Annotated in this window: 12 protein-coding genes; 6 read left to right on the plus strand and 6 right to left on the minus strand. The window is 70.4% G+C overall.

All coding sequences use genetic code 11. The features are described 5' to 3' along the window. Nucleotides 1–106: 106 nt before the first annotated feature. From ACWDR3_RS43925 to ACWDR3_RS43940, 4 genes are all read right to left on the minus strand, one after another. The gene (locus ACWDR3_RS43925; protein WP_450358303.1) at nucleotides 107–838 is read right to left on the minus strand and encodes an AAA family ATPase; all 732 of its coding nucleotides are present in this window, start codon (nucleotides 836–838) and stop codon (nucleotides 107–109) included. Between the two features lie 34 nt (nucleotides 839–872). Next, the gene (locus ACWDR3_RS43930; RefSeq protein ID WP_450358304.1) at nucleotides 873–1,697 is read right to left on the minus strand and encodes an ABC transporter permease; all 825 of its coding nucleotides are present in this window, start codon (nucleotides 1,695–1,697) and stop codon (nucleotides 873–875) included. A 124-nt stretch (nucleotides 1,698–1,821) separates the two neighbouring features. Beyond that, nucleotides 1,822–2,796, minus strand: coding sequence for an ABC transporter ATP-binding protein (locus ACWDR3_RS43935; protein ID WP_450358313.1), 975 nt, complete (start codon nucleotides 2,794–2,796; stop codon nucleotides 1,822–1,824). A gap of 125 nt (nucleotides 2,797–2,921) precedes the next feature. Continuing rightward, nucleotides 2,922–4,136 (minus strand): NYN domain-containing protein, encoded by a 1,215-nt coding sequence (locus ACWDR3_RS43940; protein ID WP_450358305.1) that lies wholly within the window; start codon nucleotides 4,134–4,136, stop codon nucleotides 2,922–2,924. A 205-nt stretch (nucleotides 4,137–4,341) separates the two neighbouring features. Between ACWDR3_RS43940 and ACWDR3_RS43945 the strand changes: the two genes are divergently transcribed. Beyond that, nucleotides 4,342–4,506 carry a hypothetical protein gene (locus tag ACWDR3_RS43945; protein WP_185146475.1) on the plus strand — a complete coding sequence of 55 codons (165 nt, stop codon included), beginning with the start codon at nucleotides 4,342–4,344 and terminating at the stop codon, nucleotides 4,504–4,506. An 80-nt stretch (nucleotides 4,507–4,586) separates the two neighbouring features. On the opposite strand, the gene dnaE is transcribed toward ACWDR3_RS43945, so the two are convergent. Next, entirely contained in the window at nucleotides 4,587–8,120 is a 3,534-nt protein-coding gene (gene dnaE, locus ACWDR3_RS43950; protein WP_450358306.1) for a DNA polymerase III subunit alpha, read from the minus strand. A 205-nt stretch (nucleotides 8,121–8,325) separates the two neighbouring features. Between dnaE and ACWDR3_RS43955 the strand changes: the two genes are divergently transcribed. From ACWDR3_RS43955 to ACWDR3_RS43970, 4 genes are all read left to right on the plus strand, one after another. Further along, nucleotides 8,326–9,651 (plus strand): DUF2252 domain-containing protein, encoded by a 1,326-nt coding sequence (locus ACWDR3_RS43955; RefSeq protein ID WP_450358307.1) that lies wholly within the window; start codon nucleotides 8,326–8,328, stop codon nucleotides 9,649–9,651. Nucleotides 9,652–9,718: 67 nt separating this feature from the next. Continuing rightward, nucleotides 9,719–10,411, plus strand: a complete 693-nt coding sequence (locus tag ACWDR3_RS43960) for a hypothetical protein (protein ID WP_450358308.1) — start codon at nucleotides 9,719–9,721, stop codon at nucleotides 10,409–10,411. Nucleotides 10,412–10,515: 104 nt separating this feature from the next. Continuing rightward, nucleotides 10,516–11,331: a thioredoxin domain-containing protein gene (locus ACWDR3_RS43965; RefSeq protein WP_450358309.1), complete on the plus strand. Its 816-nt coding sequence runs from the start codon at nucleotides 10,516–10,518 to the stop codon at nucleotides 11,329–11,331. An 86-nt stretch (nucleotides 11,332–11,417) separates the two neighbouring features. Beyond that, complete coding sequence (locus ACWDR3_RS43970; protein ID WP_450358310.1) at nucleotides 11,418–13,100, plus strand: alkaline phosphatase D family protein; 1,683 nt, start codon at nucleotides 11,418–11,420, stop codon at nucleotides 13,098–13,100. Between the two features lie 16 nt (nucleotides 13,101–13,116). Here ACWDR3_RS43970 and ACWDR3_RS43975 read toward each other — a convergent pair whose 3' ends face one another. Continuing rightward, entirely contained in the window at nucleotides 13,117–13,686 is a 570-nt protein-coding gene (locus tag ACWDR3_RS43975; protein ID WP_450358311.1) for a dienelactone hydrolase family protein, read from the minus strand. Between the two features lie 44 nt (nucleotides 13,687–13,730). Between ACWDR3_RS43975 and ACWDR3_RS43980 the strand changes: the two genes are divergently transcribed. Further along, nucleotides 13,731–14,846: a mechanosensitive ion channel family protein gene (locus tag ACWDR3_RS43980; protein WP_450358312.1), complete on the plus strand. Its 1,116-nt coding sequence runs from the start codon at nucleotides 13,731–13,733 to the stop codon at nucleotides 14,844–14,846. The last annotated feature ends 22 nt before the right edge of the window (nucleotides 14,847–14,868 follow it).

Here is a 14,868-nt window from a genome sequence, read left to right on the forward strand (position 1 = left end):
CAGGTCGGTGTAATCCAGCCCCTCCGGCGTTTGAGGAGCGGGGTCTGGGGCGGAGCCCCCAGAAGGATGGGACGGGTAGGGGCGGCGGGGGCGAGGAAAGTCGCCCTTACGACAGCGGCGCCCCGTAAGAGTCCTTCGGCACCGGCGGCCCCGCCTGATACAGCTCAGGATCCCGCGGTCCGAACAACGCCGTCAGCCCCAGGTGGACCAGCAACCCCGCGAACGGCCACGCCAGCAACGCCCCCTTCGCCCCCAACTTCAACGGCGCCGAGAACGTAACCCCCTTGCCCACATCCTTCGCGTGCGCGATCACATCACCCGTCGGCCCGAGCCACACCCCCACCCGCCAGGCGAGCAACGCCCCGAGCAACCCCCCGACCCCCACCGCCACAACCAACGGCACACCCCCACGCCGCCGCCACACGAACACCCCCACCGCACTCACGACCCCGAACGCCAACGCGAGCAGCGCGAACGTCCCGTCGACCCCGATCGCCTGCTCCCCCTCGCTGTCCGCGAGATAGACGATCCACCGCTTCTCGACCACGTCCCCCACGAGCGGCACATGCGGCGCCAGCCACCACCACAGCACCCCCAGCAGCACACCCGAGAGCGCGACCGCCACGGCGACGATGCCGGCCTCTCGCAGCTCGGTCTTCATGCCGGGCCCGTCCTGCCCGTACGTGCCGTCCCACAGGGAGTCACGCGGCACGGAAGCCCCGTACCCGGCACCGGGACCGGCACCCGGATCGGACCCGCGCGCGGCCCCCGGAGGCTGCCACGCGTCGTGCGAGGAGTGTTCGTGCGGCGGCGGAGGCGGAGTCAACGGTGCGGTCACCCTGACATCGTGCCAGGCGCGTCTGTGCGGCGCGTCACCGGACGGCCGCCCGGCGGTACGCCCAGGTGGCGACGGCGAGCGAGAGGACCCCGACGACCCCGCAGACGGCCAGGTCACCGAGGACGAAGGCCCAGTCGGGATGCGGCCCGAACGTACGCGCGAAGGCCTCGACGCCGTACGTGGACGGCAGCAGATCCCGCGTGAAGCGCACCGCGTCGGGCATCCGGTCGGCCGGCAGCACCCCGAGCAGCAGCGCCGCGGACATGCCCAACTGGCCGAGCAGCGTGGCCAGTTCGGGCCGCGGCGCGAGCAGTCCGAGCGCGGCCCCGAGACCGGCGAGCGCGGCCCCGGCGAGCGGGATGACCGCGACGAGCACCCACAGGTGCGTCAGCGGCAGCCCGAACAGCACGCAGCCGAAGACCGCGGTCACCACGGTCCCCGGCACGGTGAAGGAGGCGTACGCCCCGGCCGCCCCGAGCACCACGGCGGCCGGCGGCACCGGCAGCGTGGCGTAGTGGTCGAGCCCGCCGCTGGCCCGCAGCTGCCCGAAGTACTGGGCGAGCAGGTTCAGCGCGACGAACGCGACGACGAGCACGGAGGATCCGGCCACCACCGACTCGGCCTCGCCGCCGCCGTCCACGACCCCGCGCATCAGGATCATGATCCCGATCGACTGGAAGGTCGCCACGAACAGCAGCGGGATCCGCGCGACCCGCGCCCGCGACAGCTGCGCCCGGTAGATCGCGCAGAGGGACGGCCACAGCCGCGCCCGCGGCGCGAGCTCGGCCGCGCCCACGGGAACGGCCTCCTCCACCGCCAGGGCACTGCCCGGCAGGACTTCGGCGGGTACGACACTCACGTCGCGCGGCTCCCCTTCTGCTCAGCGTCCGTTTTCTGCTCAGCGTCCGTCGCGGCCCGAGGGTCCGTTGCGGGGGTCTCGCCCGCCCTGTCCCCGTTCCATACGGATACGGCGGCTCGCGCGCTCACGCCTTCACCAACCCCTGCCGCGCGGCGCCGCCCAGCGCCAGGTACACGTCCTCCAGGGACGGCGTGGTCAGGGTGAAGTCGTCCAGGGCGGCGAAGGCGCTGCCGCCGGTGACCGTGGCGACGACGGTACGCGCCTCCTCCGGGGCCAGCCGCAGCGTCCAGCGGCGCCCGGACTCGACGGCCCGCTCGTGCAGCGCGGCGACCTCGGGGACGTGCAGCGGCGCCTTCTCGCGCCACACCAGGTCGACCCGGACCTCCCCGGCGACCTGCTCCTTGAGCCCGGTCGGGGTGTCGCAGGCGATGACCCGGCCCTGGTCGAGGACGGCGACCCGGTCGAGCACGGTCTCGGCCTCGATGACGTTGTGGGTGACGAGCAGGACGGTCGTGCCGCGCTCGGCCCGGCGCCGGTCGACGGCGGCCCACACGGCCCGCCGGGCCACCGGATCCATCCCGGTGGTCGGTTCGTCGAGCACCAGCAGCGGCCGTTCCCCGACCAGCGCGGCGGCGAGACAGGCGAGCCGCCGCTGGCCGCCGGAGAGCTTCTTCAGGGGCCGTCCGGCGAGCGCGGTGAGCCCCAGTTCGTCGAGCACGTCGTCCCGCTCGGCCCGCGCGTCGCGCGCTTCCAGGCCGCGCAGCCGCCCGGTGGTCTCGGCGGCCAGGGAAACCGTCAGCTCGTCCAGGGCGGTCGACTCCTGGCCGAGGTAGGCGAGGATCCGCGCGGCCCGCTCCGGGTGCTTCACGATGTCGTGCCCGAGGATCTCCACGCGCCCGGCATCGGGCCGCATCAGCCCGGTCAGCTGCCGTACCAGGGTGGTCTTGCCGGCGCCGTTCGGCCCGAGCAGCCCGAAGATCTCACCGCCGCGGATGTCGAGGCGTACGTCGTCGGTGGCCCGTACCGCGGGTGTCGCGGGCGTGCCGCGCCGTCCTCGTACCGCCGGATAGGTCTTGGTCAGTCCGCGCACCGCGCACACGACATCGCCACCGTGCCGATGTGCCTGTGCCGCGCGCGTACCTCTCACAAGGGACGAGGGTACGGGGTCGACGAGCCCCGCCCGCTCCCGGGTTGGCCGATGACGGCAAATCCGCCGGTAGGGAACTACTCGCCCGCGGGGGCGTGCTCGGCCGCCGTGCGGACGTCGATCTCCCGCCAGAACCCGGCCCGGATGGCGTACCGGTCGTGCTCGTCGATCTGGTCGTCCTTGTGCGCGAGCAGGCCGAACCGGGCCGCGTAGCGCAGCAGCTCGCCGTCGATCCGGTGCGGGACCCGCGGGTACATCCCGGACAGTTTCTGCAGCTGGCCCTGTTCGCCGAGGCGGCCCATCCACCGCCGGGCGAACACCTGCCCGACTTCGTAGGGGTCGCCGCCGACCGTGGTGATGTCCTCCTCCCGGTCGGCCCACCGCTGCTCCGCCGTGGTCAGCTGGGCCAGCGTCGGCATCGAGGCGGCGTCGGCCGCCTCGGTGACGGGCCGGTCGACCCAGCCCTTGTCGGAGGACCAGCGCAGGGTCGCGCTCGCCGGGTGCCGGTCGGGCTGCGCACCGGGGGCGCGCAGCGCGGCGAGATCCTTGGGGGTCGGCACGCCCTTGGGTGCGGGCACCCGCTCCTGCGTGCCGTTCTCCGAGCCGGCCGCGGCCGGGGCGTGCTCGGTCTCCTCCTCGGGCCGCTCGCCGGCCGGGGCGAGCGGGGCGTCCGGCAGCGGCGCGGACAGGATCGCGGCGATCTCGGGCCGCGGCACCGGCGGCGGCGCGCACACCCCACCGAGGTCCTTGGCCCGTACGGCCTTGACGATCCACGCCCGGTCGAGCACGCGCCGCTCGTCGGCCTCGGCGACCAGGTCCTCCGACTGGTTGTAGTCGCCGTCGGCGGCCTGCACGGCCCACAGGTGTACGGCGACCCCGTGCTCCTTGGCGGCCATCATGCCCGGCAGCAGATCGCCGTCGCCGGTGACCAGGACGACGTCGGAGCAGGCGCGGTTGCGGGCCAGCTCGGTCAGCTCGGCGTGCATCGCGGCGTCCACGCCCTTCTGCGCCCAGCGGCCGTCGCTGCGGGTCAGGGCGCCGAGCCGGACGGTGACGCGGGGCATCACGCGCAGTCTGCGGTGCTCGGGCTGGGGCACGCGGTCGGGGGCGCCGTCGAACCAGTAGATGCGCAGCAGCGGGCGCTCGGTGTCGGACTCGGCGCGCTCGCGCAGCCCCTGGATGAGGGCGGCGTGGTCGACGGTGATGCGGGAGCGTGAGGGTTCCCCGGCGAGCAGACTCGCGGCGGCCCCCAGCAGATACCCGGCGTCCACCAGGACGATGCAGCGGTCCACGCGATCCACCCTCTTTCCGGGAGGTTTGCTTCGGGCTTCCTTCGAGTCTGCCCGACAGCGCGGAGGTTAACGGCCCGAACTCGATCTTCGGCGTGGCGTTGCCCCATGTCACAGACGGTAATTATCCGAAATGCGTTCTTTGTCAGGCTATGTGAATCTGGTCCCGGCTCTGGCCCCTCAGATCCCCCTCAGGAGGTAGATCACCATGGCCAAGAACAAGAAACAGGACCGTAAGCAGCCGCAGTCGGAGCGTGGTCAGCAGCAGGCCGAGAGGTCCTCGATGGAGGCACAGGCCGAGCAGCGTATATCCCAGGTGACCCCCGCGGACGTCGCGCGCAAGGGCCGGCAGAAGCGCTTCGGTCACAACTGACATCAGCAGTGCGGGCATGACGAAGGGGCGCACCCGGTAACGGGTGCGCCCCTCTCGCGTGTTCATGTGACGCGGCGTGCTCAGCCGGCCAGGCAGGACGGGCCGAGCAGCACCTTCAGGTCGCCGAAGAGCGCCGGGTCCGGCTTCACCCGGTGCCGGTCCAGGCGCAGTACCGTCGTCCTCGTCGGGCCCTGGAGCTTGATCCGGACCTCGCTGTCGCCCTTGTGGTGACTGAGGATCTCGCCGAGGCGGCTGACCATCGGCGGGGTGACGCGGGTGGCCGGGATGGTGAGGATCACCGGCGCGTTGGTGCCCGCGTTCGACAGGTCGGGGACCTGGAGCTCCATCGCGACCAGACGCGGCACGTCCTCGCGCTTGTCGAGACGGCCCTTGACGAACACGACCGCGTCCTCGACGAGTTGGGTCGACACCAGCTGGTAGGTCGCCGGGAAGAACATGCACTCGATGGAGCCGGCGAGGTCCTCGACGGTGGCGATCGCCCAGGCGTTGCCCTGCTTGGTCATCTTGCGCTGGAGGCCCGAGATGATGCCGCCGATGGTGACGACCGCGCCGTCCGCGTGCTCACCGCCGGTGAGCTGGGCGATGCCCGCATCGGCCTTGTCGGACAGCACGTGCTCCAGGCCGAAGAGCGGGTGGTCGGAGACGTACAGACCGAGCATCTCCCGCTCCTGGGCGAGCAGATAGCCCTTCTCCCACTCGTCGGTGGTGAACTCCACGTCGAGCCCGAAGCCCGGCTCGCTGCTCTCCTCGCCGCCCCCGAAGAGGTCGAACTGGCCCTCGGCCTCCTTGCGCTTGACCGCGACCACGTTGTCGATCATCGAGTCGAAGTGCGCGGTGAGGCCCTTGCGGGTGTGCCCCATGGTGTCGAAGGCGCCGGCCTTGATCAGCGACTCCGTGGTCCGCTTGTTGCACGCGACCGCCTCGACCTTGTCGAGGTAGTCGGGGAAGGAGCCGTACTTGCCCTTGGCCTTGCGGCTCCTGATGATCGACTCGACCACGTTCGTACCGACGTTGCGGACCGCTTCGAGGCCGAAGAGGATCACGTCGTCGCCCTGCGCGGCGAAGTTGTGCACCGACTCGTTGACGTTCGGCGGGAGCACCTTGATCTTCATGCGCCGGCACTCGTTCAGGTAGATCGCGGACTTGTCCTTGTCGTCCTTGACCGAGGTGAGCAGTCCGGCCATGTACTCGGCCGGGAAGTTGGCCTTCAGATACGCGGTCCAGTACGAGACCAGTCCGTACGCGGCGGAGTGCGCCTTGTTGAACGCGTAGCCGGCGAAGGGGACCAGGACGTCCCACAGGGCCTGGATCGCCTCGTCGCTGAAGCCCTTGTCGCGGGCGCCCTTCTGGAACAGGACGAAGTTCTTCGCCAGTTCGTCGGGCTTCTTCTTGCCCATCACGCGGCGCAGGATGTCGGCCTCGCCGAGCGAGTAGCCGGCGATGATCTGGGCGGCCTTCTGCACCTGCTCCTGGTACACGATCAGGCCGTAGGTGACCGCGAGAACCTCTTCGAGGGGCTCTTCGAGCTCCTTGTGGATCGGGGTGATCTCCTGCAGCTTGTTCTTGCGCAGGGCGTAGTTGGTGTGCGAGTCCATGCCCATGGGGCCTGGACGGTAGAGCGCGGAGACGGCGGAGATGTCCTCGAAGTTGTCGGGCTTCATCAGGCGCAGCAGCGAGCGCATGGGGCCGCCGTCGAACTGGAAGACGCCCAATGTCTCGCCGCGCTGGAGGAGTTCGAAGGTCTTGGGGTCGTCGAGCGGCAGGGCCAGCAGGTCGAGGTCGATGCCCTTGTTGGACTTCACCATCTTGACGGCGTCGTCCATGATCGTCAGGTTGCGCAGGCCCAGGAAGTCCATCTTCAGCAGGCCCAGCGACTCGCACTGCGGGTAGTCCCACTGCGTGATGGTGACGCCGTCGGTGTGCCGCACCCACACCGGGGCGTGGTCGACGATGGGCTCGCTGGACATGATGACGCCGGCGGCGTGCACGCCCATCTGCCGGACCAGGCCCTCGACGCCCTTGGCGGTGTCGATGACCTTCTTCACGTCCGGCTCGTTCTCGTACATCGCGCGGATCTCGCCGGCCTCGCTGTAGCGCGGGTGCGAGGGGTCGGTGATGCCGTTGAGGTCGATGCCCTTGCCGAGGACGTCGGCGGGCATCGCCTTGGTGAGGCGGTCGCCCATCGCGTACGGGTAACCCAGCACGCGCGCGGAGTCCTTGATGGCGTTCTTCGCCTTGATCTTGCCGTACGTGCCGATCATGGCGACCTTGTCGGCGCCGTATTTCTCCGTCACGTACCTGATCACTTCGACGCGCCTACGCTCGTCGAAGTCGATGTCGACGTCGGGCATGGAGACGCGCTCGGGGTTCAGGAACCGCTCGAAGATCAGACCGTGCGGGATCGGGTCGAGGTCGGTGATGCCCATGGCGTACGCGACGATCGAACCGGCCGCCGAGCCACGGCCCGGACCCACCGCGATGCCCTGCTTCTTGGCCCACATGATGAAGTCGGCGACGACGAGGAAGTACCCCGGGAACCCCATCTGGATGATGACGTCCATCTCGTACTCGACCTGCTTCTGCCGGTCGTCGGGGACGCCGCCCGGGAAGCGGCGGTCCATGCCGAGGCGGACCTCCTCCTTGAACCAGGTGACCTCGGTGAAGCCCTCGGGGATGTCGAACTTCGGCATGAGGTTCTTCGCCTCGAACATGCCGGCGGTGTCGACCTGTTCGGCGACCAGGAGGGTGTTGCGGCAGCCCTCCTGCCAGGCGTCCGAGGAGTCGATGGCGTACATCTCGTCGGTCGTCTTCAGGTGGTAGCCGGTGCCGTCGAACTTGAAGCGGTCGGGGTCGGAGAGGTTCTTGCCGGTCTGGATGCACAGCAGGGCGTCGTGCGCGGTCGCCTCGTGCGCGTACGTGTAGTGCGAGTCGTTGGTCACCAGCGGGGGGATGCCGAGCTTCTTGCCGATGTCCAACAGGCCGTCGCGGACCCGGTGTTCGATGTCGATGCCGTGGTCCATCAGCTCCAGGAAGTAGCGGTCCTTGCCGAAGATGTCCTGGTAGTCGGCCGCCGCCTTCAGGGCCTCGTCGTACTGACCGAGGCGGAGCCGGGTCTGCAGCTCGCCGGAGGGGCAGCCGGTGGAGGCGATGAGCCCCTCGGACCACTGGGAGATGGTCTCCTTGTCCATCCGGGGCCACTTCTGCAGCCAGCCCTCGGCGTACGCGTCCGAGGAGAGCCGGAAGAGGTTGTGCAGGCCCGTGGAGTTGGCCGCCCAGATCGTCTTGTGCGTGTAGCCACCCGAACCGGACACGTCGTCGCGCTTCTGGTGCGGCTGGCCCCACTGGATCTTGCGCTTGTTGCGCCGCGACTCGGGGGCGACGTACGCCTCGATGCCGATGATCGGCGTGACCCCGGCCTTCTTCGCCGTATGGAAGAAGTCGTACGCCCCGTGCAGGTTGCCGTGGTCGCTCATCGCGATGTGGGTCATGCCCATCTCGTTGCACGCGTCGAACATGTCCTTCAGCCGCGCGGCACCGTCCAGCAGCGAGTACTGGGTGTGGACGTGCAGGTGCGTGAACGGCGGCTTTGACACGGCGTGGCCTCCATGGAAAAACACTGGGCGACAGGCTGCGGACAGTCCGGGGGACAACATCGGATCCTATGCCTCGGCACTGACACTCGCGGCGCTCCCCCGCGTACCTTCACAGCGAGGGTCGCGGGCACTTCCGCGACCCGTCGCCCGTTGGAAACGACAGAAACGCTGTCGTACACATCCATGCACCAGGAGGCACCCAGCGATGTCGGTCCCCCAGCTCAACGACGAGCAGCGCGGCGAGGAGATCCTCGCCGTCTTCGACACCGCCTTCGGCGAGCTCCTGGCCGCCGATCCGGCAGCGTTCCGCGTGAAGTTCCGCAAGATGGCGGCCTCCGCCTTCGCGTTCTACCGGGGCACGGCGGCGCTCTTCTACCACGACGTGGACAGTGACCGGCGGGGCGGCCCGTACCTGGACGAGCGCACCACGCGCGTGTGGATCCACGGCGACCTGCACGCGGAGAACTTCGGCACGTACATGGACTCCAACGGCCGCCTGGTCTTCAACGTCAACGACTTCGACGAGGCCTACGTCGGCCCCTTCACCTGGGACCTCAAGCGTTTCTCCGCCTCCATCGCGCTGATCGGGTACGCGAAGGCGCTCAGCGACGAGCAGATCACCGAGCTGGTCGAGGTGTACGCGGACGCGTACCGCGAGCGGATCCACGCGCTGGCGACCGGCGCCAAGAGCGACGAGGTGCCGCCCTTCACGCTGGACACCGCCGAGGGCCCGCTGCTGGGCGCGCTGCGCGCCGCCCGCTCGCTGACCCGCTTCGAGCTGCTGGACTCGATGACGGAGATCCGTGACTTCGAGCGCCGCTTCGCGCCCGGCGGCGGCTCCATCGAGCTGGACGCGGCCACCCGCTACAAGGTCCTGGCGGCCTTCGACGGCTACCTGGAGACGCTGCCGGAGACCTCCCTGGCCCGCCCGGACTCCTACCGGGTCAAGGACGTCGTCGGCCGGCGCGGCATCGGCATCGGGTCGGCCGGGCTGCCGTCGTACAACATCCTTCTGGAGGGCCACAGCGACGCCCTGGAGAACGATGTGGTGATCTACATCAAGCAGGCCCAGACCCCCGCCGTCTCCCGGCACATCACCGACCCGGCGATCCGGGACTACTTCCAGCACGAGGGCCACCGCACGGTGATCTCGCAGCGCGCCCTGCAGGCGCACGCGGACCCGTGGCTGGGCTGGACCGAGCTGGGCGGCGCGGGCCAGCTGGTCGCCGAGGTGTCGCCGTACGCGGTCGATCTGGACTGGAGCGACATCGACGACCCGGAGGAGGTCGCGGCCGTCGTCGCCGACCTCGGCCGGGCCACCGCCACCATGCACGCGGCGGCGGACGACACCTCGGGCGAGTCGCTGGTGCCGTTCTCCACGGAGCGTGCCATCGACGCGGCGATCGCGGCCGACGAGGACGGCTTCGCGGACATGCTGACGTCCTTCGCGCACGACTACGGCGCACGCGCGCGCTACGACCACCAGATCTTCGTGGACCTGTTCCGCAACGGGCGGATTCCGGGTCTCTAACGGTCTGTGGTCTCACAGGGATCCTTTAGGGGTCCCTTACCGGACCACGTGACACACTCTCTCCGCTATGGACATATCCGGGACCCAGCCACGAGCCGTACGCGCGGCGCTGTTCACGGCGTTCGTCGTGACGCTCAGCACCGCGTCGCACGTGCTGCTGTCGCGGGTCCCGCTGCCGCTGAACACGGTGGCCGCGGTCGCCGCCGCCGTGTTCGCGGTCGCCTACGCGCTGGCCGGCCGGGAGCGCGGCTTCGCCGGCATCGCCGCCCTGCTGATCCCGCTGGAGCTGGCCGCCGACACGGTGTTCACCACCGGTCAGCACGTCTGCTACGGCCCCGCGGGCGGCCCGGTCGCCGGCCCCCTGCGCTCGGTCGGCTGGGACCTGCTGTGCGGCAACGGCACCCAGGTCGGCGCCCCGCTGGCCCGCGTGACCGGCACCGACCCCGGCCATGTCACCTCGCTGCTCGCGCACGCCGATCCCGCCACCGCCTGGCTGCTGCTGGGCGCGCACATCGGCGTCGGAATGCTCGCGGCGGGCTGGCTGCGCCGCGGCGAGCGGGCCCTGGACCAGCTGATGGCCGCGGTCGCCGCGACGACGTTCCGCCCGCTGCTGCTGGCGGTCGCCGCGGTCACCGTGCGCCAGGCCCCGCGCACCCGCCTGCCGCGGCCCCCCGTACGCCGTACGGCCTCCGCACTCGACCGGATCCTCGTGCACTCCCTGGGACGGCGTGGACCGCCGTGCTCGGTCGCTGTCGCCTGAACCACCGCCGGTACGGCACACAGCACAGCACCTGAGCACCGCCCGTCCCCCTTCACGTATCCCCGCACACGACATGTGCGCCTCCCCGTACGGAGAACACCACCATGAGCAAGCGCAACAGCGCCGCAGCGAAGTCGCAGGCCCGCGAGCGGCTGCGGCAGGAACGCGAGCGCCAGGCCAAGCGCGCCAAGATCAAGCGGCAGGTCATCGTGGCCTGCTCCATCGTCGGCGTCCTCGCGATAGCCGGCGGCATCAGCTACGCGGTCGTGCAGGGCAACAAGCCCGGCTACTGGGAGGCCGCGAAGGACGACAAGCTCGTCAAGCCGGCCAACACCACGGGCACCGACGGCACGGTCGTCACCCTCGGCAAGTCCACGGCCAAGAAGACCCTGGTCATGTACGAGGACCCGCGCTGCCCGGTCTGCGCCCAGTTCGAGCAGACCGTCGGACCCACGGTCAAGAAGGACCTGGACGCCGGCAAGTTCAAGATCCAGTACGTCGGGGCCACGTTCCTCGACGGCAACCTCGGCGGCGAGGGCTCCAAGAACGCGCTCAGCGCCCTGGGCGCGGCGCTCAACGTCAGCCCCGAGGCCTTCCTGGAGTACAAGAGCGCGATGTACTCGACGAAGTGGCACCCCGAGGAGACCACGGACAAGTTCAAGGACGACGCCTACTTGATCAAGATCGCCGACACGGTCTCCGCCCTGAAGGGCAACGCGGCCTTCCAGAAGGCCGTGAAGGACGGCACCTACGACCGCTGGGCGATCGAGGAGTCGAAGATCTTCAACAAGGACGGCATCCAGGGCACCCCGACCCTGAAGATGGACGGCAAGGCGCTGACCGGTTCCGACGGCCAGGGCAACGCGCCGATGACGGTGGCGGACTTCAACACCGCGATCACGGCGGCCCTGAAGGCCTGATACTGAATCGACCTTCAGTCGAAGAGCGGGCGAACTTTTGACGGTTCGCCCGCTCCTCGCCGTACCGGTCAGTAACCTGATCGCCCGTGACCAGTCGATACAGATCATCCGATCCCGCAGACTCCTCCGCCGAGCGCCCCGACTGGCGCTCCCCGCGCCGCCGTTCGGTGGTCAAGGCCGCGGCCGCCACCGCCGTCCTGGCCGGCCCGCTCGCCGCCGCCCTCCCGGCCCGCGCCGCCACCGAGGCCCCCGCCTTCCTGCACGGTCTGGCCTCCGGCGACCCGCTGCCCGACGGCATCCTCCTGTGGACCCGCGTGACGCCCACCGCCGAGGCGACCCCCGGCTCCGGCCTCGGCCCGGACACCGAGGTCAGCTGGACCGTCGCCACCGACAAGGCGCTGACGAACGTCGTCGCCAAGGGCTCCCTCACCGCGACCGCCGCCTCCGACCACACCGTCAAGGCGGACATCCGCGGCCTCGCGCCCGCCACCGACTACTGGTTCCGCTTCTCCGCCGGCGGCACCGACTCCTCCGTCGCCCGCGCCCGCACCGCGCCCGCGGCGGACGCGAGCGTGTCCGGCCTGCGCTTCGGCGTGGTCTCCTGCGCCAACTGGGAGGCCGGCTACTTCTCCTCGTACCGCCATCTCGCGGCCCGTGGCGACCTGGACGCCTGGCTGCACCTCGGGGATTACCTCTACGAGTACAAGACCGGGGAGTACGGGACCCGGGGCACCGTCGTGCGGCCGCACGCACCGGCGAACGAGATCATCACGCTCGCCGACTACCGCACCCGGCACGGCAAGTACAAGACCGACCCGGATCTCCAGGCCCTGCACGCGAAGGCACCGGTCATCGCGATCTGGGACGACCACGAGTTCGCCAACGACGCCTGGTCGGGCGGCGCGGAGAACCACACCGAGGGCGCCGAGGGCACCTGGGCGGCCCGGCAGGCGGCCGCCAAGCAGGCCTACTTCGAGTGGATGCCGGTCCGCCCGGCGATCGCCGGCACCACCTACCGCCGGCTGCGCTTCGGCAAGCTCGCCGACCTCTCGCTGCTCGACCTGCGCTCGTTCCGCTCGCAGCAGGTGGCCACGGCCAGCGGCTCGGTCGACGACCCGGACCGGACGATCACGGGCCGGGCCCAACTCGACTGGCTGAAGGCCGGGTTGAAGGCCTCCGACACCACCTGGCGGCTGGTCGGCAACTCGGTGATGATCTCCCCGTTCGCCATCGGCTCGCTCTCCGCCGACCTGCTCAAACCGCTCGCCAAGCTGCTCGGCCTGCCGCAGGAGGGCATCGCCCTCAACACCGACCAGTGGGACGGCTACACCGACGACCGGCGCGAACTCCTGGCCCACCTGCGCACCAACGCGATCCGCAACACCGTCTTCCTGACCGGTGACATCCACATGGCGTGGGCCAACGACGTGCCGGTGAACGCCGGCACGTACCCGCTGTCCGCCTCCGCCGCCACCGAGTTCGTGGTCACCTCGGTGACCTCCGACAACCTCGACGACCTGGTGAAGGTCCCCGAGGGCACGGTCTCCGCGCTCGCCGCGCCGGTCATCCAGCTGGCCAACCGGCACGTCCACTGGGTCGACACCGACCGCCACGGCTACGGCGTCCTGGACATCACCGCCGACCGCGCGCAGATGGACTACTACGTCCTGTCCGACCGCACCACCACGACGGCGACCTCGTCCTGGGCCCGCTCGTACCGCACGCGCAGCGGCACGCAGAAGGTCGAGCGGACGTACGACCCCGTCTAGACCGGAGCCGTCCGGTCTACAGGCTGTCGAGGAAGCCGAGGGCCACCCGCCAGGTGGCCTCGGCGGCCTCCTCGTCGTAGTCCGGCAGATCGGGATCGGTGTAGAGGTGGCCGGCCCCGGCGTACCGGTAGATCTCCACGTCGGCGCCCGCGCGGCCCATCTGGAGGTACCAGGCGCTCAGCCAGTCGTCCGTCTCGAACGGGTCCGGCTCGGCCACGTGCAGCTGGACCGGCAGGCCGTCGACGGTGACACCCGGCGCGAGGTCCGAGGTGCCGTGCAGAAGCAGCAGCCCGCGCGCCTTCTCGTCGCCGAGCGCGAGGGTCTGCGCAATGGCGGCGCCGAGCGAGAACCCGGCGTACACAAGACCCCGCTCCGAGTAGGGCGCGGCGGCCAGCACGGCCCGCTTGAGCAACTCGTCCTTGCCGATCCCGTCGTTGAAGGCCATGCCCTCCTCGAGGGTTTCGAATGTACGTTCGCCGAAGAGATCCGGCGTCCACACCACGTGGCCCGCCGCCCGCAGCCGGTCGGCCGCCGCGCGCACGGCAGGTCTGAGCCCATAGGTGGAGTGAAAGAGCACGATGTTCATGGGGACATGGTGTCAGCCGCCCGCTGCCGGTTACGTTCTCAGGCATGGAGAACGTACTGCGCCCGCTGATCGTGATCGGCGGCTCGGTCGTGCTGACGCTGCTCATCGGCTGGGTCACCGACCTGCTGCTGCGCAAGGCCGACGAACGGTATGACGAGACCTCGCTGTGGGGCCTGCTGCGCCGCGCCCGGGTGCCCTACCAGCTCGTGCTCTGCGCCGCGATGCTCAGAGGCTCCTACGACCAGGCGCGGCTGCTGGAGGAGCACCGGGCCGGCATCGGCCAGGCGCTGACCCTGGTGCTGATCGGCGCCACGGCGTGGCTGATGGTCCGGATCGCCGCGGCGATCGTGGAGTCGTCGTACGCGCGGTACGCACGCGTGCATCGCGATCCGGCCCGGGTCCGGCGGGTGCGGACCCAGGTGACGTTGATCACGCGGGTGGTCGCCGCGGTCGTCGGCGTGGTGGCGGTGGCCGCGATGCTGCTGACGTTCCCGGCGATGCGCGCGGCGGGCGCCTCGCTGCTGGCCTCGGCCGGCATCCTCGGCATCGTCGCCGGTGTCGCCGCCCAGTCCACGCTGGCCAACCTCTTCGCCGGGCTGCAGATCGCCTTCGGCGACATGGTCCGCATCGGGGACACGGTCGTCGTGGACGGCGAGTGGGGCACGGTCGAGGAGATCACGCTGACGTTCCTGGCCGTGCGGACCTGGGACGAGCGCCGGATCACCATGCCGGTCTCGTACTTCACGTCGAAGCCGTTCGAGAACTGGTCGCGCGGCGGCAGCCAGATGACCGGCATCGTCTACTGGCATCTCGACCACTCGGCGCCGGTGGAGCTGATGCGGGAGAAGCTGCGGGACATCCTGCGCGAGTGCGCCGCCTGGGACGGCCGCGACTACGGCGTTGCCGTCACCGACGCCACGCCGAACACCCTTCAGGTACGGGCCCTGGTGACCGCCAAGGACGCCGACGACATCTGGACGGTACGGGTCACGGTCCGCGAGCAGATGATCCGCTGGCTGGGCGAGAAGCACCCCTACGCCCTGCCCCGCGTCAACACGGCGGACGCGACCCTGCCGCCGGGCAGCGCCGCCTCCCCGAACGGTTCCGGCGACGGGGCCCGCGACGGCGCCGAGGGTCACGACGTTGCCTCAGCCTCGTGAGTGATTCGTGCAGGCCTCATGG

This window comes from Streptomyces sp. NPDC001002, from assembly GCF_053599215.1.

What these genes read in the sequence shown, in the direction of transcription:
- ACWDR3_RS43945 (WP_185146475.1), top strand. Translation starts at nt 4,342, where the DNA reads ATGGCCAAGAACAAGAAACAGGACCGTAAGCAGCCGCAGTCGGAGCGT.
- ACWDR3_RS43955 (WP_450358307.1), top strand. Translation starts at nt 8,326, where the DNA reads ATGTCGGTCCCCCAGCTCAACGACGAGCAGCGCGGCGAGGAGATCCTC.
- ACWDR3_RS43960 (WP_450358308.1), top strand. Translation starts at nt 9,719, where the DNA reads ATGGACATATCCGGGACCCAGCCACGAGCCGTACGCGCGGCGCTGTTC.
- ACWDR3_RS43965 (WP_450358309.1), top strand. Translation starts at nt 10,516, where the DNA reads ATGAGCAAGCGCAACAGCGCCGCAGCGAAGTCGCAGGCCCGCGAGCGG.
- ACWDR3_RS43975 (WP_450358311.1), bottom strand. Translation starts at nt 13,686, where the DNA reads ATGAACATCGTGCTCTTTCACTCCACCTATGGGCTCAGACCTGCCGTG.
- ACWDR3_RS43980 (WP_450358312.1), top strand. Translation starts at nt 13,731, where the DNA reads ATGGAGAACGTACTGCGCCCGCTGATCGTGATCGGCGGCTCGGTCGTG.